Consider the following 20664-nt stretch of genomic DNA (forward strand, 5'->3'; position numbering starts at 1 on the left):
GGAATGTTCATGGACACCAAATTGCTCGATATCCTCGCATGCCCGGTCTGCAAAGGCCCGCTCAAGCTCAGCGCCGACAAGACCGAACTGATCAGCAAGGGAGCAGGCCTGGCCTATCCGATCCGCGACGGCATCCCGGTGATGCTCGAAAGCGAAGCGCGCACCCTGACCACCGACGAGCGTCTGGATAAATGAGCACCGCGTTCACCGTTGTTATTCCATCGCGTTTCGCCTCGACCCGTCTGCCAGGCAAGCCGCTGTTGGCGATTGCCGGCAAGCCGATGATCCAGCACGTCTGGGAACAGGCGAGCAAAAGTAGCGCCGCCCGTGTAGTGGTCGCGACCGATGATCCGCGCATCGTCGAGGCCTGCAAAGGTTTCGGCGCTGAAGTGGTGCTGACCCGTGAAGATCACAACTCCGGCACCGACCGATTGGCCGAAGTCGCTGTGAAACTGGGTCTGGCCGCCGATGCCATCGTGGTCAACGTTCAGGGTGACGAGCCGCTGATTCCGCCGAGCGTGATCGATCAGGTCGCCGCCAACCTCGCGGCCCACACCGAAGCGCGCATGGCCACGCTGGCCGAGCCGATTGAGGACGTGCAAACCCTGTTCAATCCCAATGTGGTCAAGGTGGTCAGCGACCTCAATGGCCTGGCGCTGACGTTCAGTCGCGCAACGTTGCCGTGGGCGCGTGATGCCTTCGGCACAAGCCAGGACGTATTGCCCGAAGGCGTGCCGTATCGCCGTCACATCGGCATCTACGCCTATCGCGCCGGATTCCTGCAAGATTTCGTCAGATGGGGGCCGTGCTGGCTGGAAAACACTGAATCCCTCGAGCAATTGCGTGCCCTGTGGCACGGCGTGCGGATCCATGTGGCCGATGCATTGATCGCACCGCCAACCGGTGTCGACACCCCGGAAGACCTCGAACGCGTTCGTCGCCTGCTGGAGGCCTGATGCGCGTTTTGTTCGTGTGCCTGGGGAACATCTGCCGTTCGCCCACCGCTGAAGGTGTGTTGCGCCACAAACTGGGCGCCGCCGGGCTGCTTGAGCAGGTTGAAGTGGCCTCCGCCGGCACAGGCGACTGGCACGTCGGCAATGCCCCGGACAAGCGCAGCCAGGCCGCCGCGAAACTGCGCGGCTATGACCTGTCGGCCCAGCGGGCGCAACAGGTCAGCCGTGCCGATTTCGCCAGTTACGACCTGATCCTGGCCATGGACAACAGCAACCTGCGCAATCTCAAGGCGCTGCAACCGTCCACCGGCAAGGCCGAGCTGGATCTGTTCCTGCGTCGTTACGCAGGGCTGGTCGACGAAGTGCCGGATCCGTATTACGACGGCGATCAGGGTTTTGAGCAGGTGCTGGACCTGATCGAGCGGGCCTGTGATCAGTTGGTCATCGAAGTGAAAGGACGGTTATGAGTTTGCAGGTGCAGTCGCAGGTTTCCCTGAAACCGTTTAACAGCTTTGGCGTGGATGTGCAGGCGCAGTTGTTTGCCGAGGCCCATAACGATGAAGACGTGCGTGAAGCGCTGGCCTATTGCGCCGCTCATGATTTGCCGTTGCTGGTGATTGGCGGCGGCAGCAATCTGTTGCTGACCGCTGACATTCAGGCGCTCGTGTTGCGCATGGCCAGCCATGGTATCCGTGTCATCAGTGACGACGGCAACCGCGTGGTGCTCGAAGCCGAGGCCGGCGAGCCTTGGCATCCGTTTGTGCAGCACACCTTGGCGCTGGGCTTGTCGGGACTGGAAAACCTCAGCCTTATTCCCGGCACGGTCGGTGCCGCACCCATGCAAAACATCGGCGCCTACGGGGTTGAGATCAAGGACGTGTTTGCCGGCCTGACGGCACTGGATCGGCAGACAGGCGAACTGCGTGATTTCACTCTGGAAGAATGCAACTTTGCCTACCGCGACAGCCTGTTCAAGCAGCATCCGGGGCGCTGGCTGATCCTGCGGGTGCGCTTTCAACTGGATCGTGTCGCCCATCTGCATCTGGAATATGGCCCGGTGCGACAGCGCTTGACGGAGCAGGGCATCGAGCAACCGACGCCGAGCGATGTCAGTCGCGCAATTTGCAGCATTCGTAGTGAAAAATTGCCGGATCCGGCGGTGCTCGGTAATGCCGGCAGTTTCTTCAAGAACCCGTTGGTATCGGCGGCACTGGTTGCGCGCATCAAGGAACAGTACCCGGATCTGGTCGCGTACGCACAACCGGACGGGCAGATGAAACTGGCGGCCGGTTGGTTGATCGAGCGCGCGGGTTGGAAAGGTTTTCGCGACGCCGATGCCGGCGTGCATAAGTTGCAGGCGCTGGTGCTGGTCAACTACGGCGCGGCCACCGGCCTGCAACTGCTGGATCTGGCGCAACGCATTCAGAAAGACATTGCTGAGCGTTTCAACGTCGAACTCGAGATGGAGCCGAATAGGTATTGAGGCAGCTGTGAGCTTTAAGCTTTGAGCGGCAAGCTACAATCTTTTGTGCCGGTTCAGACTCTTTGCTTTTACTTGAAGCTTGCAGCTCGAAAGCTTGCAGCTAAAAAGAAGCCCTGCCGTGCAGGGCTTTTTTGTTAATGCTGGGTTAACTTAGCGAGCTAACGATGCGTATCATTTGCTCCACCAAAGGCCCGGTGCAGACGTTCCCGTCCGCGCAAGAGAGCCCATTAGCCTGAGTCGATCTGCGTGAACCACCGCCGACCTGTCGGCGGCAGATTGCTCGACCCCATGACCAATAGACAATATGCGGGCGTGCCCATGATTACCCTGAAGCTCAATGGCCAAGACCATCAACTCGATGTCACGGAAGATATGCCGCTGCTCTGGGCAATCCGTGACGTCGCCGGATACAACGGCACCAAATTCGGCTGCGGCATGGGCCTGTGCGGCGCTTGCACGATTCATATCGAAGGCGCCCCGGCGCGCAGTTGCATCACACCGATCGGCTCGGTGGTGGGGCAGAACGTGACGACGATCGACAACCTGCACACCGACCCGGTCGGTCAGGTCGTCCAGCAAGCCTGGCTCGATACCGCCGTGGCCCAATGCGGTTATTGCCAGGGCGGGCAGATCATGTCGGCCACTGCGTTGCTCAAGACCAATCCAAATCCGAGCGACGAGCAGATCGAAGAGGCAATGGTCGGCAACATCTGCCGCTGCGGCACCTACAATCGCATCAAGACTGCCATCCGCCAGGCCTCCACTCACCTGAAGGAGGCGAAAGCATGAGCCGCTTACCGAACGATTTTGCGCTGAGCAACTTCAGTCGCCGGGGCTTCCTTAAAGGCGTCGGCGCTACAGGCGCGTTGGTGCTGGCCGCAAGCTGGGGTTGGCAGGATGCGTTAGCTGATGAAAAAGAGAAAAAATTCGGCGCCGATGGCATGCCGAACGGCTGGGTCGACGATCCGAAGGTTTACATCAGCATCGCCGCCGATGGCACCGTCACCGTTGTGTGCAACCGCTCGGAAATGGGCCAGGGTGTGCGCACCAGTCTGGCCATGGTCGTGGCCGATGAACTCGACGCCGACTGGGCGCGGGTCAAGGTGCAGCAGGCGCCGGGCGATGAAGTGCGCTTCGGCAACCAGGACACCGATGGCTCGCGCAGCATGCGTCACTGGTACGAGCCGATGCGCCGTTGCGGCGCCGCCGCGAGAACGATGCTTGAGCAAGCGGCCGCCGAGCAGTGGAAAGTCCCGGTCGGCGAATGCCATGCGCAGTTGCACAAAGTTGTACACAAGCCTACCGGCCGTGAACTGGATTACGGCGCCCTCGCCGCAGCGTCCAGTGCGTTGCCGGTGCCGGCTCGGGACAGCCTGAAACTCAAACAGCCCTCGGAGTTTCGTTACATCGGCAAAGAAGGCACCAAAGCCATCGACGGCGCCGATATCGTCAATGGCCGCGCGGTGTACGGTGCCGACGTGCATTTCGACGGCATGCTTTACGCCACCATTGCTCGTCCGGCGGTGTATGGCGGCAAGGTCAAATCCGTCGATGACAGCGCTGCACTGAAAGTGCCGGGCGTGCTTAAAGTCATGCAAATCGAAGGTCGTCCGCTGCCCTCGGAATTCCAGCCCCTGGGTGGTGTGGCTGTGATTGCCAGCAATACCTGGGCGGCGATCAAGGGCCGGGAAGCACTGAAAATCGAATGGGACGACGGCCCCAACGCCAGTTACGACTCGATCGCCTATCGCAAAGAGCTGGAAGCCGCGTCGCTCACACCCGGCAAAGTGGTGCGCAACACCGGCAGCATCGATGACGCCCTGAAAGGCGCCGCCAGCACCCTTGAAGCGTCCTACTATTTGCCGCACCTGGCACAGGCGCCGATGGAGCCGATGGTCGCCATCGCCCGTTACAAGGACGGCGTCTGCGAAGCCTGGGCGCCGAGTCAGGCGCCCCAGGTCACCCGTGAACGAATCGCCGAGCGGCTCGGTGTGCCGTTCGATAACGTCACCGTCAACGTCACGTTGCTGGGTGGTGGATTCGGGCGTAAGTCCAAACCGGACTTTGTCGTTGAGGCGGCGATCCTTGCCAAGGAATTCCCGGGCAAAGCCGTCCGGGTACAGTGGACACGAGAGGACGACATCCATAACTCGTACTTCCACACCGTTTCCGCCGAATACCTGAAAGCCGGCCTTGATAAAAACGGCATGCCGTCCGGCTGGCTGCATCGTACGGTCGCACCGAGCATTACCGCGTTGTTCGCGCCGGGCATGAATCATGAGGCGGCATTCGAGCTGGGCATGGGCTTCACCAACATGGCTTATGCGATTCCCAACGTGCGTCTGGAAAACCCGGAAGCCAAGGTGCATACGCGGGTCGGCTGGTATCGCTCGGTGTCGAATATTCCCCATGGTTTCGCGATCCAGAGTTTCGTCGACGAGTTGGCCCACAAGGCCGGCGAAGACCCGCTCAAGTATCAGATCAAATTGCTCGGCCCGGATCGTCAGATCGATCCGCGCACGTTGAGTGAAGAATGGAACTACGGCGAGTCCCCCGAGCGATATCCGATCGACACCGGGCGCATGCGCACTGTGCTGGAAACTGCGGCGAAGGCAGCGGGCTGGGGACGCAAATTGCCCAAGGGTCGTGGCCTCGGGCTGGCGGTGCATTACAGCTTCGTCACCTACGTGGCGGCAGTCATTGAGGTTGAGGTGAAGGACGATGGCACGTTGATCGTCCATAAGGCCGACATCGCTGTGGATTGCGGGCCGCAGATCAACCCGGAGCGCATCCGTTCGCAGTTCGAAGGCGCGTGCGTCATGGGCCTGGGCAACGCTGTGCTGGGTGAAATCAGCTTCAAGGACGGCAAAGTGCAGCAGGACAACTTCCACATGTACGAAGTAGCGCGGCTATCACTGGCGCCGAAAGAAGTTGCCGTGCATCTGGTGACCCCGCCGGGTGATGTGCCGTTGGGTGGTGTCGGTGAGCCAGGTGTGCCGCCGATTGCGCCGGCGCTGTGCAATGCGATCTTCGCCGCGACCGGCCAACGCATTCGCAACCTGCCGGTGCGTTATCAGTTGCAGGGCTGGCAGAAGGCGCAAGCCTGATGGACAGCGCCGACCTCAATGTCCTGCGCAGTGTGCTCAAATGGCGCCGCGCCGGACAGCGGGTGATTCTGTTCAGCGTCGTTCAGACCTGGGGCACCGCGCCCCGGGCACCTGGGGCGATGCTGGCCTTGCGCGAAGATGGCGTGGTGATCGGCTCGGTATCCGGCGGTTGCGTCGAGGACGATCTGATCGCCCGTCTGCATGACGGGCGGATTTGTGCCGACGGGCCACCGGTGCAAATGATTACCTATGGCGTGACACGGGAAGAGGCGGCGCGTTTCGGTCTGCCCTGCGGTGGCACGTTGCGCCTGACCGAAGAGCGGGTAGAGGATCCGGACTGGGTGGCTGAGTTGCTCGCCCGTTGCGAAGCTCACCAAATCGTCGCCCGCGAGCTAAACATCGCCACGGGCGAAGTGGTGCTGCATCCCGCGACTAAAAACGACTCGCTGACCTTCGATGAGTACACCTTGCGCGCCATTTATGGCCCGCGCTGGCGCTTGCTGTTGATCGGCGCCGGCCAGTTATCGCGGTACGTGGCCGAGATGGCGCGTTTGCTGGATTTTGAAGTGCTGATCTGCGATCCGCGAACCGAGTTTGTTCACGGGTGGGAAGAGCAGCACGGCCGGTTTGTCTCCGGTATGCCGGACGACGCAGTGTTGAACATCGAGACTGACGAGCGCACGGCCATTGTTGCCCTGACCCACGATCCGCGTCTGGACGACATGGCACTGCTGACGGCTCTGGACTCCAAAGCGTTTTATGTCGGCGCGCTGGGTTCACGAGTGAACAGTCACAAGCGCAGGGATAATCTGGCTCAGCTAGGCTTGTCGGAACAGGCCATCGCGCGTTTGCACGGGCCGATTGGTCTGCCGATCGGCAGCCATTCGCCGGCAGAAATCGCCTTGTCGCTGATGGCGGAAATCGTTGCGATCAAAAACGGGGTCGCGTTGCAGCAGGAGCGTGTATGAGTTCGTCGATTGCAGTGATTGTGCTGGCAGCGGGCGAGGGTCGTCGTTTTCGTGAAGTGGCGGGTGCTGACAAGGACAAGTTGTTGGTCGATTGTGCCGGGCGCGACGGCGCGGTGCATTCGGTGATTGAACAGGTGTTGGTGAGTTTGCCGGCATCGCTGGATAAGCGGGTCTTGGTCACCACCGAAGCACGACCGCAAGCGATGCGCATGGCCCAGGTGTATGGCTGTGACATTGTTCCGATTGAGTCGACCGGTATGGGCGATAGCATCGCCGCCGGTGTCGCGGCGTGTGCGGATGCCGATGGCTGGTTGATTGTGCTCGGGGACATGCCGTTTATCTTGCCGTCGACGATTGAACGAGTTATCGCGGCAATGGCTGACGATGCTGTGAGTGTGCCGGTGCTCAACGGCGAATATGGGCATCCCGTAGGATTTGGCCGATCCTTCGGGCCGGGGCTGATGGCGCTGACCGGTGAGCGCGGCGCCAGGCCGTTGTTTGCGCGGGCGCGGGTGGTTGAGGTTGCAGTGGATGATCCTGGTGTGTTGTGGGACATCGACATCCCGGAAGCATTGAAATTTCCTCATCCCCTGTAGGAGCTGCCGAAGGCTGCGATCTTTTGATCTTGACGTATAAAAAAAGCCCCGCCTGGATTACCAGGCGGGGCTTTTTAACGGCTATTGGAATCAGACGAGAGGTTTGGTCTCGTGTTCTTCTTTCTTGGCCTGTTCGTGTTGCTCGACCGCGTCCTGAACGGAGCGTGGAGCTTCTTCAATCACCGCTTCAACCACGGCTTCTTCGGCGACCGGGGCAGGCGCTGCCTCGACAACATCAGCAACCACAGGCTCGGCAGCAACCGGAGCAGCAGCGGCAGCCAGTTCAGCTTCCTTCTGCAGACGCTCTTCTTCACGCTTGCGGCGACGCACTTCACGTGGGTCGTTCGGCGCGCGGCCACTCGGGGTCAACGCGCTGACCGCTTGAGCCACCGCAGCCGGTGCTTCGGCAATCACCGGCGCTTCGATTGCCAACGGTGCAGCTGCAGGTGCTTCAACGACGGGCGCTGGAGCAGGTTCGGCAGCGACGATCACTGGCTCGGACACCATGGCTTCAGCGACTTCGGCTTCGGCGACAGGTGCCGGCGTTTCAGTCACAGCCGGCTCGGCAGCCCAGTTGAACGTGGTTTGTTCTTCACGAACTTCGCGCACGGTCTCGGTTACGGTTTCAGCAACCACTTCCTCGGCTGGCTCGGCAACCACGGCCGGAGCTTCGACTTCCGGGAGGTTTTCCTGAACCGGTGCCACTTCGATTTCCGGAGCGGCGGTCACTTCAACCGGCGTGGTCGCTTCAATCACTGGCGCTTCCACAGGCGTGGTTTCCAGGGTGGCGGCGGTGGCGCGTTCGGCTTGCTCATTGGCTTGAGCTTCGGCTGGCGCACTGATCACGCTGCTGGCAACGGCTGCGGTGACGGCCAGGCCGGCTGCCAGATCGGCAGTGCTTGGGGTCGCTTCGTTTTCGCCGGACTCGGATTCAGCCTCTTCCGAACCTTCGATCACATTGCCGTTGGCATCACGCTGACGCTCGCGACGGTTGCTGCGACGACGCTGACCACGGGAGCGACGACGTGGACGATCGCCTTCGGCGCCTTCCTGACCGTCTTCCGGCAGCTGCTCTTCGTTGCTGATCACTTCTTCTTCAGCAACGGCAGCAGCGGCCTGTTCAGCGCGTGGTTGACGCTCTTCACGCGGTGGGCGTGGCGCACGTTCTTCACGCGGCTGACGGGCCGGACGTTCTTCTGCGGTTGCGGCAGCAGTGGCAGCAACGGCCGGAGCGGCATCCAGTGGTTCGCGCAGTTCACGTACGCGTTCTTCACGCTCGCCACGTGGCTTGCGATCTCGCGGTGCACGTTCTTCACGAGGCGCGCGAGGGGCGCGTTCTTCGCGGGCTACCGGCGCATCTTCACGGGCTTCACGCGGTTCGCGGACTTCACGCGGCTCACGGGCTTCACGAGGCTGACGCTCTTCGCGTGGCTCACGCGGTGCGCGTTCTTCACGTGGAGCACGTTCTTCGCGCGGCTTGCGTTCTTCGTCGCGGCGACCGTTACGGTTGCGGCTCTGCTGACGACCGTTGCGACGCTCTTCGTTGCGGGCCGGACGCTCGGCTGGCTTTTCAACCGCCACCGGAGCAACAGGCTCTTCTTTAGTTGCGAACAGGCTGACCAGCGACTTCACCAGGCCTTTGAACAGGCTTGGCTCAGGCACGGCGGCCGGCGCAGGTGCCGGTGCAGCCGCTTCGGTCGGAACCGGCGCGTTGGCGCGGGCCGGAGCAGTCTTGACTGCGGCTTCCTGGCGAACCAGGGTGCGTGTCGCGGCGGCGGGCTGGACTTCTTCGACTTCAGCAGCGGCAGCAGCGATTTCGTAGCTGGACTGGTTGGTCGCGGCTTCCGGGCTGTCATCACGCAGACGCTGAACTTCGAAATGCGGGGTTTCGAGGTGATCGTTCGGCAGGATGACGATGCGAGCACGGGTGCGCAGTTCGATCTTGGTGATCGAGTTGCGTTTTTCGTTGAGCAGGAACGCAGCGACCGGAATCGGCACCTGAGCGCGTACTTCGGCAGTACGGTCTTTCAGGGCTTCTTCTTCGATCAGGCGCAGGATTGCCAGCGACAGCGATTCAACGTCACGGATGATGCCGGTGCCGTTGCAACGCGGGCAAACGATGCCGCTGCTTTCGCCAAGCGATGGACGCAGGCGTTGACGGGACATTTCCAGCAGGCCGAAGCGCGAGATGCGACCGATCTGCACGCGAGCGCGGTCGGCTTCCAGGCATTCGCGGACTTTCTCTTCCACGGCGCGCTGGTTCTTGGCAGGGGTCATGTCGATGAAGTCGATGACGATCAGGCCGCCGATGTCGCGCAGGCGCAACTGACGGGCGATTTCTTCGGCGGCTTCAAGGTTGGTCTGCAGGGCGGTTTCTTCGATGTCGCTGCCTTTGGTGGCGCGCGCCGAGTTGATGTCGATGGACACCAGGGCTTCGGTCGGATCGATAACGATGGAACCACCGGAAGGCAGCTCGACGACGCGCTGGAAAGCGGTCTCGATCTGGCTTTCGATCTGGAAACGGTTGAACAGCGGAACGCTGTCTTCGTACAGCTTGATCTTGCTGGCGTACTGCGGCATCACCTGGCGGATGAAGGTCAGGGCTTCGTCCTGGGCTTCAACGCTGTCGATCAGCACTTCGCCGATGTCCTGGCGCAGGTAGTCGCGGATGGCGCGGATGATCACGTTGCTTTCCTGATAGATCAGGAATGGCGCGGAACGATCCAGCGAGGCTTCTTTAATGGCGGTCCACAGTTGCAGCAGGTAATCGAGGTCCCACTGCATTTCTTCGCTGCTGCGGCCAAGGCCGGCAGTGCGCACGATCAGACCCATGTCGGCCGGGGCGACCAGGCCGTTCAGCGCTTCACGCAGTTCGTTGCGCTCTTCGCCTTCGATGCGACGGGAGATACCGCCGGCACGCGGGTTGTTCGGCATCAGAACGAGGTAGCGACCGGCCAGGCTGATGAACGTGGTCAGGGCGGCGCCCTTGTTGCCACGTTCTTCTTTTTCGACCTGAACGATGACTTCCTGGCCTTCGCTCAGGACGTCCTTGATGTTGACGCGGCCTTCGGGGGCTTTCTTGAAGTATTCGCGGGAGATTTCTTTGAGGGGCAGGAAGCCGTGGCGCTCGGAGCCGAAATCGACAAAAGCAGCCTCAAGGCTTGGTTCGATGCGAGTGATACGGCCTTTGTAGATGTTGGCCTTTTTCTGCTCGCGTGCACCGGATTCGATGTCCAGGTCGTAGAGGCGCTGGCCATCTACCAGTGCAACACGCAACTCTTCGGGTTGAGTTGCGTTAATCAGCATTCTTTTCATGTAGTACCGTCGGTTTCCGGGCTGCCGGAAACGGCGTTCGGCACACACGACTTCTCACGGTCGGTGTCAGGTGCGTCAGGAGTGGTTGGCCATTCCCGTGTCCAGCGATGTACGGCCAACTGGGCCTGCATCGCGACGTACGCGTCCTGCTTGCTGTGGCTACTTAAGCACTCAGTCAGGAGGAGGAATCAACCGGCGGCTGTGGACGAGATGAAGCGTCTTGATAAAGCCTATTGCTACACAGTCCAGCGGTTGTGCATCTCCACCCTACACGTATCCCTGATAATTCGGGTGCTGCCGCGCGCAGAATCCGCAGCGGGTTGGCATTTACCGTGAGCTCCGAAAGGGGAGGTCACGCATCATGGCTAATTTAGGCGATGTTTCCGAAGCCTTCGCTCGGGGTCATTCGCGGCTGACTGCACTTTGTGAACTGGCCTTGAATGTGTGCCTGCCAAGCGAGTAGAAACTCTGCCGGGCGGTGTAATTCAGGCCTCATGTCACCTGCGCTTGTTACAGCTGCTAACTCCACCGTTACGTAGCGAAAGCCCCGTAGGACGGCCTCGCGTCCTGGTGAATTGCGTTGGTCAGGGCCGGTTTTTGACCGTGGTTCCGCTGTCCAGGCCGCTTTTGGCGGCGTTCGCGACTATAGCAGCAATGATTAAGTGCTTCAATTCCATAAAAATTGTTATCATCCGCGCCATGACAACTACTGCCCCTTCGACTCCAGGCGTTCAACTGCTTGAGGTCTCGCCGGAATATGCCGGCCAACGCATCGACAATTTCCTCCTCGCCCGGCTCAAAGGCGTGCCCAAGACCTTGATTTATCGCATTTTGCGCAAAGGCGAAGTGCGCGTGAACAAAGGTCGGATCAAGCCCGAATACAAGCTGCAGGCCGGCGATATCGTGCGCGTGCCGCCGGTGCGTGTGCCTGAGCGCGACGAGCCGGTGCCGCTTGCCCAAGGCTTGCTGCAGCGCCTGGAAGCCTCGATCGTCCATGAAGACAAAGCGCTGATCGTGATCAACAAGCCCGCCGGCATTGCGGTTCACGGCGGCAGCGGCTTGAATTTTGGCGTGATCGAAGCCTTTCGTCAGTTGCGCCCCGATGCCAAGGAATTGGAATTGGTGCATCGCCTCGATCGTGATACCTCTGGTCTGCTGATGATCGCCAAAAAACGCAGCATGCTCCGTCACTTGCACGAGCAATTGCGCGGCGATGGCATCGACAAACGCTACATGGCGCTGGTGCGCGGCAACTGGGCGACTTCAATCAAGCAAGTCCGCGCGCCATTGCTCAAGAGTAATCTGCGCTCCGGCGAGCGCATGGTCGAGGTCAACGAAGAGGGTAAGGAAGCACTGACCCTGTTCAAGGTGCTGCGCCGTTTCGGCGAGTTCGCGACCATGGTCGAGGCCAAGCCTGTCACCGGCCGTACTCACCAGATTCGTGTGCACACCTTGCACGCCGGGCATTGCATCGCCGGTGACAGCAAATACGGTGATGACGATTTCACCAAAGAGATCCGCGATCTGGGCGGCAAACGTCTGTTCCTGCACGCCTACATGCTGACCGTGCCGTTGCCCGACGGTGGCAAACTCACCTTGCAGGCCCCGGTGGATGACATGTGGGCCAAGACCGTGGAGCGCCTCAGTGCGGCACCCTGATTACAAACTGCTGATTTTCGATTGGGACGGCACTCTGGCTGACTCCATTGGCCGGATCGTCGAGTCGATGCACGTGGCGTCCGAGCGATCGGGTTTTGTCCTGCGTGATGATTTTGCCGTCAAGGGCATTATCGGCCTGGGCTTGCCGGAAGCGATTCGTACCTTGTATCCCGAAATTGGCGACGGTGAGCTGATTGCGTTCCGTCAGCACTACGCCGATCACTACATCGCCTCGGAAGCCGTGCCGTCGCCCCTGTTCGAAGGTGTCGTCGAGTCAATGGCTTCCTTTCGCGATGACGGGTATCACTTGGCCGTGGCAACCGGCAAGGCCCGTCGCGGGCTTGATCGAGTGCTCAAGGCTCACGGCTGGGACGAATATTTCGATATCACCCGCGCCGCCGATGAAACCGCGAGCAAGCCGCACCCTCTGATGCTTGAGCAAATTCTCGCCCATTGTGGCGTGGCGCCCGAGCAGGCGCTGATGGTCGGGGATTCGTCTTTTGATCTGCAAATGGCGCGCAATGCCGGCATGGGGTCGGTGGCGGTCAGTTATGGCGCGCAATCGATTGAGGCGTTACAGGCTTTTGAACCGCGCCTGTCAGTGGATCGTTTTTCCGAATTGCATGCCTGGCTGGGCCAGCAGTCTTAATACGTTTTTGGGGTGGATGGCATGACCGACGAATGGAAAGCACCGACCAAGGCAAGTGCCGATGACGGTGACGCAAAGAGCTGGAAGCTGCTTGAAAAAACCTTGCTGGCTGGGGTCCAGGAGCAGCGTCGCTCCCGTCGCTGGGGAATCTTCTTCAAGCTGCTGACTTTTGTTTACCTGTTTGTCGCGCTGATTTTGTTCACGCCGCTGATGGACATTGAAAAGAGTGCGACTCGCGGCCCGAATTACACAGCGCTCATCGACGTCACTGGCGTGATTGCCGACAAGGAGCCGGCCAGCGCCGACAACATCGTCGGCAGCCTGCGCGCTGCGTTCGAAGACAAAAAGGTCAAAGGCGTGGTGTTGCGCATCAACAGCCCTGGCGGCAGTCCGGTGCAGTCGGGTTATGTCTACGATGAGATCAAGCGTTTGCGTGGACTGCATCCGGAAACGAAGCTGTACGCCGTGATTTCCGATCTCGGCGCCTCCGGTGCCTATTACATCGCCAGCGCGGCGGATCAGATCTATGCCGACAAGGCGAGTCTGGTCGGCTCGATTGGGGTGACGGCGGCCGGTTATGGCTTTGTCGGCACCATGGAGAAGTTGGGTGTCGAGCGACGCACTTACACCTCGGGTGAGCACAAGTCGTTCCTCGATCCGTTCCAGCCGCAGAAGCCTGAAGAGACCGCGTTCTGGCAGGGCGTGCTCGATACGACCCACAAGCAGTTCATCAACAGCGTGAAGCAGGGTCGTGGCGATCGTCTGAAGGATAAGGAGCATCCGGAATTGTTCTCCGGACTGGTCTGGTCGGGCGAACAGGCGTTGCCGTTGGGGCTGATTGATGGTCTGGGCAATGCCAGTTCCGTGGCGCGAGATGTGATTGGCGAGAAAGAGCTGGTGGACTTTACCGTTCAGGAATCGCCGTTTGATCGCTTTTCGAAGAAGCTCGGGGCCAGCGTGGCTGAGCAGTTGGCGATGTGGATGGGGTTCGGCGGGCCTTCGTTGCGGTAGTTTGTCTTAAGGTCAAAGGGTCGCAGCCCGCGACGGCTCCAGCGTGGGGCGGGTCGTGGCTGCAATTTTTTGCGTTTCAGGGGATTTGAATGCCTTCTGCCGTGAGCATGTCGATCAGGCGGATGAGCGGCAAGCCGATGAGGCTTGTGGCGTCCGGGCCTTCGGTGCGCTGGAACAGACTTACGCCCAGTCCTTCGGCCTTGAAGCTGCCGGCGCAATCATAGGGTTGTTCGGCGCGCAGGTAGCGTTCGATGGCGGCCTGATCCAGTGCGCGCATGTGCACGGTGAACGGCACGCAGTCGACCTGGCATTCGCCGGTCTGGCTGTTGAGCAGGGCGAGACCGGTCAGGAAGGTGACGCTGGCGCCGCTGGCGGCCAGCAGTTGCTCGCGTGCCTTTTCGAAGGTGTGCGGCTTGCCGATGATTCGCTCGCCGAGTACGGCGACTTGATCCGAGCCGATGATCAGATGAGCGGTATGGGTATCGGCCAGTGCCCGGGCTTTTTGTTCGGCCAGGCGTCTGACCAGATCGATGGCAGACTCGCCCGGGCGGTTGCTTTCGTCGATATCCGGTGAGCTGCAGCTGAATGGCAGTTGCAGGCGGGCGAGCAATTCACGGCGATAATTTGAGCTTGAAGCGAGTAATAAAGGCAGCATTCGCATCTCCTGAGGCAGGAGGGGATTCTAGCGGACGCTCGTAAGTGACGGACAGGGCGCAATTTCCTTTGACATGGCCGGGTGCATCCCTATAATGCTGCGCCTATGTTGAATGACCCGATTCCACCTCACGTTGACCCGCGCAAATTGGCTGACCGTGGCACCACCCTTCAAGGTGAACTGCTGCTGGCCGATTTGAAGAGACTCTGCGACCCGCTTTCCGACGATGTCGGTACGGTGCAGGCCAAATTCGTTTTTGAACGAGATGAACGTAAATCTGTGGTGATCCACAGTTTTATCGACACCGAAGTCAAAATGGTTTGCCAGCGTTGTCTTGAGCTGGTCACCCTGCCGATCCACAGCGAATGCAGTTACGCGGTGGTGAAGGAGGGTGCGAATACCCAGTCGTTACCGAAAGGTTATGACGTGCTGGAACTGGGCGAAGATCCATTGGATCTGCAGTCACTGATCGAGGAGGAGCTTCTGCTCGCCTTGCCCATTGTGCCTGCTCATCATCCGGAAGAATGCCAGCAGCCGGCGGGAGCAGATGAGCCCGAACCGAGCGAGGACGAGGTAACGCGGTCCAACCCGTTCAGTGTATTGGCGCAGTTAAAGCGTGACCCAAACGTTTAGGAGTTAATCAATTATGGCTGTTCAGCAGAACAAAAAATCCCGCTCCGCCCGTGACATGCGCCGTTCGCACGACGCTCTCGAGGCAAGCACCCTGTCTGTAGAAAAAACCACTGGTGAAGTTCACCTGCGTCACCACGTATCGCCAGAAGGCGTATACCGTGGCCGTAAAGTGATCGACAAGGGCGCTGACGAGTAATCACTTGTCCGCTCAAGTCATCGCGATTGACGCAATGGGCGGGGACTTCGGTCCCCGCAGCATTGTTCAGGCCAGCCTTGCTTGCCTTTCTGCTACGCCCTCGCTGCACCTGACCCTCGTCGGTCAACCCTCCCTTTTAGAAGAATTGATCTCCGGCCAATCGGCTGCCGATCGCGCACGCCTGACGATCATGCCGGCGTCCGAAGTCATTACCATGGACGAAAAACCCGCCCAGGCCTTGCGCGGCAAGCCGGATTCGTCGATGCGTGTCGCCCTTGAAATGCTGCGCGATGGCAAGGTGCAAGCCTGTGTCAGTGCCGGCAATACCGGGGCGCTGATGGCGTTGTCACGTTTTGTCTTGAAAACCTTGCCCGGCATTGATCGGCCGGCGATGGTTGCCGCCATTCCGACCCAGGCCGGTTATTGCCAGTTGCTCGACCTGGGAGCCAACGTCGATTGCAGTGCCGAGCAGTTGCTGCAGTTCGCCGTCATGGGCTCGGTCGCAGCGCAGACATTGGGTATTTCCCGGCCGCGAGTGGCACTGCTGAACATCGGTACGGAAGACATCAAGGGCAATCAGCAGGTCAAGCTCGCCGCGACCTTGCTGCAAGCGGCGCGAGGCATCAATTACATCGGCTTTATCGAAGGCGACGGGTTGTATCGGGGCGAGGCGGACGTTGTGGTCTGCGACGGGTTTGTCGGCAATATTCTGCTCAAGTCCAGCGAAGGACTGGCGACCATGATCGCCTCGCGCATTGAAGCGCTGTTCAAGAAAAACCTTGCCTCCCGCGCAATCGGCGCTTTGGCGCTGCCATTGATGAAGCGATTGCAGGCCGATCTGGCCCCGGCGCGACACAACGGTGCGAGTTTCCTGGGTTTGCAGGGCATCGTTGTGAAAAGTCATGGTTCGGCCGGTGTTCAGGGCTTCCAGAGTGCGATTCAGCGGGCCTTGATCGAGATTCAGGAGAACCTGCCCGGGCGCATTCACGGTCGTCTGGAGGATTTGTTGTCTTAGGCGTTTTCGTCTGACAATGCTTAAATGTGACCGCCCGGTTCAAAGGGCCATCCAAACTGTCAGTTTCTTGCGTCCTCAAAGCAGGGCGCCATTTCTCCGACGACAAGATCATTAGGGGCTTGTTACATGTCTGCTTCCCTCGCATTCGTCTTTCCAGGACAGGGCTCGCAGTCCCTCGGCATGCTGGCCGAGCTGGGCGCGCAATACCCGTCGATCCTCGAAACATTCAAAGAAGCCTCCGATGCACTCGGCTACGACCTTTGGGCGCTGACCCAGCAAGGGCCGGAAGAGCTGCTCAATCAAACCGACAAAACCCAGCCAGCCATTCTGACTGCCTCGATCGCCCTGTGGCGTCTGTGGCTGGCCGAAGGTGGTGCGCGCCCGGCATTTGTTGCCGGTCACAGCCTGGGCGAGTACAGCGCGCTGGTTGCTGCCGGCAGCCTGAGCCTGGCGGACGCGGTGAAGCTCGTTGAGCGCCGTGGTCAGCTGATGCAGGAAGCCGTTCCGGCCGGGCAGGGTGGTATGGCCGCCATTCTCGGACTGGAAGATGCGGACGTCCTGGCGGCCTGTGCCGAAGCGGCTCAGGGCGACGTAGTCAGCGCCGTCAACTTCAACTCCCCGGGCCAAGTGGTGATCGCCGGTGCCAAGGCTGCTGTGGATCGCGCCATCGAAGGCTGCAAGGCGCGCGGTGCCAAACGCGCCATGCCGCTGCCGGTCAGCGTGCCGTCGCACTGCGAGCTGATGCGCCCGGCCGCCGAGCGCTTCGCCGAGTCCATCGCTGCCATCGACTGGCAGGCGCCGCAGATCCCGGTGGTACAGAACGTCAGCGCTGCGGTGCCGGCGGATCTGGAGACCCTCAAGCGCGATCTGCTGGAGCAATTGTATAAGCCGGTTCGCTGGGTCGAATCGGTACAGGCACTGGCGGCCAAGGGCGCGACCAATCTGGTCGAGTGCGGTCCTGGAAAAGTACTGGCCGGCCTGAACAAACGTTGCGCCGAAGGCGTATCGACTTCCAACCTCAACACCCCAGATGCTTTCGCTGCCGCCCGCGCAGCGCAAGCCTGAATCAGGAGAAACTTGCATGAGTCTGCAAGGTAAAGTTGCACTGGTCACCGGTGCAAGTCGTGGCATCGGTCAGGCTATCGCGCTGGAACTGGGTCGTCAGGGCGCCATTGTCGTCGGTACTGCGACGTCCGCCAAAGGTGCCGAGGCCATTGCCGCGACCCTGAAAGAGCATGGTATCCAGGGCACGGGCCTGGAACTGAATGTCACTAGCGACGAATCGGTCAGCACAGTGATCGCGGCCATTCAGGCACAGTTCGGCGCGCCGGCGATTCTGGTCAATAATGCCGGTATCACTCGCGATAATCTGATGATGCGCATGAAAGATGACGAGTGGTATGACGTTATCGATACCAACCTGAACAGTCTATATCGCCTGTCCAAGGGTGTTTTGCGCGGCATGACCAAGGCGCGCTGGGGCCGGATTATCAGTATTGGTTCGGTAGTGGGTGCCATGGGCAACGCAGGCCAAGTAAACTACGCCGCCGCCAAGGCCGGCCTGGAAGGTTTCAGCCGTGCGATGGCGCGTGAAGTCGGTTCGCGTTCGATTACGGTCAACTCGGTGACCCCAGGGTTCATCGACACCGATATGACCCGCGAACTGCCTGAAGCGCAACGTGAAGCCTTGCAGGCGCAAATTCCGCTGGGTCGTCTGGGGCAGGCTCAAGAGATCGCGTCCGTGGTCGCTTTTCTTGCTTCCGACGGTGCAGCCTACGTGACTGGGGCTACAATCCCGGTGAACGGCGGGATGTACATGTAAGTAAAATGTGACGGATTGCTTCAAAAAAATGTCATACGAGCTGTCTAAAATCCGTTATAAAGCTGCAATCTATTTATAGGCGGCGGGCCACGGGGTTCGAGGAGTGAAGCTTTCAGTTGAAAAGCTGAAAAGTCTTTCTATACACTTACGCCCTGGCCAGCTGCCTGAATTTGTCCATTAGGAGTGAAAACAAGGTATGAGCACCATCGAAGAGCGCGTCAAGAAAATCGTTGCCGAGCAACTGGGCGTTAAAGAAGAAGAAGTGGTCAACACTGCTTCCTTCGTTGAAGACCTGGGTGCCGACTCCCTTGACACCGTTGAGCTGGTGATGGCTCTGGAAGAGGAATTCGAGACCGAAATCCCTGACGAAGAAGCTGAAAAGATCACTACTGTACAAGCTGCAATCGACTACGTTACTAGCCACCAGGCGTAATAGTTTGTAATCGTTGCTTGCTGTCATGGAAAAACCGCACTGCCATCATGGCGTGCGGTTTTTTCTTTAGGCCTGATGCAAAGTCGTCATTTGAAAAAGGAGAGTGCTGTGTCGCGTAGACGCGTCGTAGTCACCGGTATGGGTATGTTGTCGCCACTGGGCACGGATGTGCCGAGCAGTTGGCAGGGCATTCTGGCTGGCCGCAGTGGCATTGGTCTGATCGAACACACCGACCTTTCTGCCTATTCCACCCGTTTTGGCGGCTCGGTAAAGGGCTTCAATGTCGAGGAATATCTCTCGGTCAAGGAAGCACGCAAGCTCGACCTGTTCATCCAGTACGGTCTCGCGGCAGGTTTTCAAGCCGTTCGCAACGCAGGTCTGGAAGTCACCGATGCCAACCGTGAGCGCATTGGCGTAGCCATGGGTTCGGGGATCGGCGGCCTGACCAACATCGAAGAAACCAGCCGTACCCTGCATGATTCCGGCCCGCGTCGAATTTCGCCATTCTTCGTTCCAGGCTCGATCATCAATATGATTTCCGGGTTTCTGTCCATCCATTTGGGTGCACAGGGGCCTAACTACGCCATCGCCACCGCATGTACCACTGGTACGCACTGCATCGGGATGGCGGCGCGCAACATTATGTACGACGAAGCTGACGTGATGATCGCCGGCGGTGCCGAAATGGCCGCGTGCGGTCTGGGCATGGGCGGCTTTGGTGCCTCCCGCGCACTGTCGACCCGCAACGATGACCCAACCCGCGCCAGCCGTCCTTGGGACAAGGGGCGCGACGGTTTTGTGCTGTCCGACGGCGCCGGTGCCTTGGTGCTTGAAGAGCTGGAGCACGCCAGGGCGCGTGGCGCGACCATCTACGCCGAGCTGATTGGTTTTGGCACCAGTGGCGATGCGTTCCACATGACTTCGCCACCTGCCGACGGCGCCGGTGCCGCCCGTTGCATTGCCAATGCGCTGCGCGACGCGAAGATCAACGCCGATCAGGTTCAGTACATCAACGCCCACGGCACGTCGACGCCGGCCGGCGACCTCGCCGAAGCCAATGCGTTGAAAACCGTGTTCGGCGATCACGCCTATAAGCTGGCCGTCAGTTCGACGAAATCGATGACCGGTCACCTGTTGGGTGCGGCGGGCGCGGTCGAGGCGATCTTCAGTGTGCTGGCGATCAACAGCCAGGTTGCCCCGCCGACCATCAACCTCGACGAGCCGGACGAAGGCTGCGATCTCGATTTTGTGCCGCACACCGCGCGCAACATGGACATCGATGTCGTGCTGTCCAACTCCTTCGGGTTCGGCGGCACCAACGGTACGCTGGCGTTCCGTCGGTTCGCAGGCTGATGGACAGCTGGGTCGACGGTCAGCCGGCGCACGCTCTGTCGCTGAAAGATCGCGGCCTGGCTTACGGCGACGGTCTGTTCGAGACCATCGCCGTGCGTGGCGGCCAGCCGTTGCTGCTGGATCGTCACCTGACGCGTCTGACCGATGGCTGCATGCGCCTGGCGATTGCGGCGGATATCGATCTGGTTCGTACTGAATTATTGGCCTATGCCTCGGCGATGGGCGAGGGCGTGCTCAAGCTCATCCTGACCCGTGGCGATGGTCTGCGTGGTTATGCGCCTGATCCGACTGCGCAAGGCCGGCGCATTCTGCAAGGCAATCCACCCGCTGCGTATCCTGCGGCCCACGGCGAGCAGGGTATTCGCTTGTTTCCCTGCGCCACACGGCTGTCCACCCAGCCTTTGCTCGCCGGGCTCAAGCACCTGAATCGTCTGGAGCAAGTCATCGCCCGTGCGGAATGGCAGGACGCCGAACACGCCGAAGGGCTGATGCTCGACCAGGCGGGACGCGTGATCGAAGGCGTATTCAGCAATCTGTTTATGGTGCGAGACGGTGTGCTGATCACCGCCGATCTGAAGCGTTGCGGCGTTGCCGGTGTGATGCGTGCCGAAATATTGTTTCAGGCCGAGTCGTTGGCTATCCCCGTACAAATCACCGACATCAGCCTCGAACAGCTGCAATGGGCTGATGAAGTCTTCGTCTGCAACAGCGTTTATGGCATCTGGCCGGTAAACGCTTATGCCGCTCTGCGCTGGCCGGTTGGCCCGCTCACCCGTAAACTGCAAACCATTGCCCGCGCGCTACTGGATGCTTGAT

21 protein-coding genes are annotated in these 20664 nt (G+C 60.2%); 19 read left to right on the forward strand and 2 right to left on the reverse strand.

From position 1 onward, the window contains the following. The first annotated feature begins 9 nt into the window (after positions 1 to 9). From GIW69_RS14235 to GIW69_RS14270, 8 genes are all read left to right on the forward strand, one after another. Positions 10 to 195 (forward strand): Trm112 family protein, encoded by a 186-nt coding sequence (locus GIW69_RS14235; protein ID WP_003179363.1) that lies wholly within the window; start codon positions 10 to 12, stop codon positions 193 to 195. Beyond that, positions 192 to 956 (forward strand): 3-deoxy-manno-octulosonate cytidylyltransferase, encoded by a 765-nt coding sequence (kdsB, locus tag GIW69_RS14240; protein WP_236483311.1) that lies wholly within the window; start codon positions 192 to 194, stop codon positions 954 to 956. Before GIW69_RS14235 ends, kdsB begins: the two co-directional genes overlap by 4 nt. Then, the gene (locus GIW69_RS14245) at positions 956 to 1420 is read left to right on the forward strand and encodes a low molecular weight protein-tyrosine-phosphatase (RefSeq protein ID WP_236483312.1); all 465 of its coding nucleotides are present in this window, start codon (positions 956 to 958) and stop codon (positions 1418 to 1420) included. Before kdsB ends, GIW69_RS14245 begins: the two co-directional genes overlap by 1 nt. Next, positions 1417 to 2436, forward strand: a complete 1020-nt coding sequence (gene murB / locus GIW69_RS14250; RefSeq protein WP_236483313.1) for a UDP-N-acetylmuramate dehydrogenase — start codon at positions 1417 to 1419, stop codon at positions 2434 to 2436. Before GIW69_RS14245 ends, murB begins: the two co-directional genes overlap by 4 nt. A 318-nt stretch (positions 2437 to 2754) precedes the next feature. Next, positions 2755 to 3225 carry a (2Fe-2S)-binding protein gene (locus GIW69_RS14255; protein ID WP_236483314.1) on the forward strand — a complete coding sequence of 157 codons (471 nt, stop codon included), beginning with the start codon at positions 2755 to 2757 and terminating at the stop codon, positions 3223 to 3225. Then, the gene (locus tag GIW69_RS14260) at positions 3222 to 5543 is read left to right on the forward strand and encodes a xanthine dehydrogenase family protein molybdopterin-binding subunit (protein WP_236483315.1); all 2322 of its coding nucleotides are present in this window, start codon (positions 3222 to 3224) and stop codon (positions 5541 to 5543) included. The genes GIW69_RS14255 and GIW69_RS14260 overlap by 4 nt, the downstream gene beginning before the upstream one ends. Further along, positions 5543 to 6511: an XdhC family protein gene (locus tag GIW69_RS14265; protein WP_236483316.1), complete on the forward strand. Its 969-nt coding sequence runs from the start codon at positions 5543 to 5545 to the stop codon at positions 6509 to 6511. The genes GIW69_RS14260 and GIW69_RS14265 overlap by 1 nt, the downstream gene beginning before the upstream one ends. After that, the gene (locus GIW69_RS14270; RefSeq protein ID WP_236483317.1) at positions 6508 to 7107 is read left to right on the forward strand and encodes a nucleotidyltransferase family protein; all 600 of its coding nucleotides are present in this window, start codon (positions 6508 to 6510) and stop codon (positions 7105 to 7107) included. The genes GIW69_RS14265 and GIW69_RS14270 overlap by 4 nt, the downstream gene beginning before the upstream one ends. Positions 7108 to 7197: 90 nt before the next feature. Here GIW69_RS14270 and rne read toward each other — a convergent pair whose 3' ends face one another. After that, positions 7198 to 10422, reverse strand: coding sequence for a ribonuclease E (gene rne / locus GIW69_RS14275; protein ID WP_236483318.1), 3225 nt, complete (start codon positions 10420 to 10422; stop codon positions 7198 to 7200). A gap of 699 nt (positions 10423 to 11121) precedes the next feature. Between rne and rluC the strand changes: the two genes are divergently transcribed. From rluC to GIW69_RS14290, 3 genes are read left to right on the forward strand one after another with little or no spacing between them, the layout of a single operon-like run. Beyond that, positions 11122 to 12081 (forward strand): 23S rRNA pseudouridine(955/2504/2580) synthase RluC, encoded by a 960-nt coding sequence (gene rluC / locus GIW69_RS14280; protein ID WP_236483319.1) that lies wholly within the window; start codon positions 11122 to 11124, stop codon positions 12079 to 12081. Further along, positions 12068 to 12730 (forward strand): HAD-IA family hydrolase, encoded by a 663-nt coding sequence (locus tag GIW69_RS14285; RefSeq protein WP_236483320.1) that lies wholly within the window; start codon positions 12068 to 12070, stop codon positions 12728 to 12730. The genes rluC and GIW69_RS14285 overlap by 14 nt, the downstream gene beginning before the upstream one ends. Before the next feature lie 21 nt (positions 12731 to 12751). Next, entirely contained in the window at positions 12752 to 13741 is a 990-nt protein-coding gene (locus GIW69_RS14290) for a S49 family peptidase (RefSeq protein WP_236483321.1), read from the forward strand. Positions 13742 to 13817: 76 nt separating this feature from the next. Here GIW69_RS14290 and GIW69_RS14295 read toward each other — a convergent pair whose 3' ends face one another. Further along, positions 13818 to 14396: a Maf family protein gene (locus GIW69_RS14295; RefSeq protein WP_236483322.1), complete on the reverse strand. Its 579-nt coding sequence runs from the start codon at positions 14394 to 14396 to the stop codon at positions 13818 to 13820. A gap of 105 nt (positions 14397 to 14501) precedes the next feature. Between GIW69_RS14295 and GIW69_RS14300 the strand changes: the two genes are divergently transcribed. From GIW69_RS14300 to pabC, 8 genes are all read left to right on the forward strand, one after another. After that, positions 14502 to 15029, forward strand: coding sequence for a YceD family protein (locus tag GIW69_RS14300; protein WP_003204262.1), 528 nt, complete (start codon positions 14502 to 14504; stop codon positions 15027 to 15029). A 13-nt stretch (positions 15030 to 15042) separates the two neighbouring features. After that, the gene (rpmF, locus tag GIW69_RS14305; RefSeq protein ID WP_003179396.1) at positions 15043 to 15225 is read left to right on the forward strand and encodes a 50S ribosomal protein L32; all 183 of its coding nucleotides are present in this window, start codon (positions 15043 to 15045) and stop codon (positions 15223 to 15225) included. A gap of 4 nt (positions 15226 to 15229) precedes the next feature. After that, positions 15230 to 16240 carry a phosphate acyltransferase PlsX gene (gene plsX, locus GIW69_RS14310; protein ID WP_268945471.1) on the forward strand — a complete coding sequence of 337 codons (1011 nt, stop codon included), beginning with the start codon at positions 15230 to 15232 and terminating at the stop codon, positions 16238 to 16240. A gap of 126 nt (positions 16241 to 16366) precedes the next feature. Then, entirely contained in the window at positions 16367 to 17305 is a 939-nt protein-coding gene (gene fabD / locus GIW69_RS14315) for an ACP S-malonyltransferase (RefSeq protein WP_236483323.1), read from the forward strand. A 16-nt stretch (positions 17306 to 17321) separates the two neighbouring features. Next, positions 17322 to 18062 carry a 3-oxoacyl-ACP reductase FabG gene (gene fabG / locus GIW69_RS14320; protein ID WP_236483324.1) on the forward strand — a complete coding sequence of 247 codons (741 nt, stop codon included), beginning with the start codon at positions 17322 to 17324 and terminating at the stop codon, positions 18060 to 18062. 196 nt (positions 18063 to 18258) lie between these two features. Continuing rightward, on the forward strand, positions 18259 to 18495 hold the full coding sequence (gene acpP / locus GIW69_RS14325) for an acyl carrier protein (protein ID WP_003175607.1): 237 nt from the start codon (positions 18259 to 18261) through the stop codon (positions 18493 to 18495). A 108-nt stretch (positions 18496 to 18603) separates the two neighbouring features. Continuing rightward, positions 18604 to 19848, forward strand: a complete 1245-nt coding sequence (fabF, locus tag GIW69_RS14330; RefSeq protein ID WP_236483325.1) for a beta-ketoacyl-ACP synthase II — start codon at positions 18604 to 18606, stop codon at positions 19846 to 19848. Beyond that, the gene (gene pabC / locus GIW69_RS14335) at positions 19848 to 20663 is read left to right on the forward strand and encodes an aminodeoxychorismate lyase (RefSeq protein WP_236483326.1); all 816 of its coding nucleotides are present in this window, start codon (positions 19848 to 19850) and stop codon (positions 20661 to 20663) included. Before fabF ends, pabC begins: the two co-directional genes overlap by 1 nt. The last annotated feature ends 1 nt before the right edge of the window (position 20664 follow it).

The sequence above is a fragment of the Pseudomonas syringae genome (assembly GCF_021605415.1).
Lineage (GTDB): Bacteria > Pseudomonadota > Gammaproteobacteria > Pseudomonadales > Pseudomonadaceae > Aquipseudomonas > Aquipseudomonas syringae_S.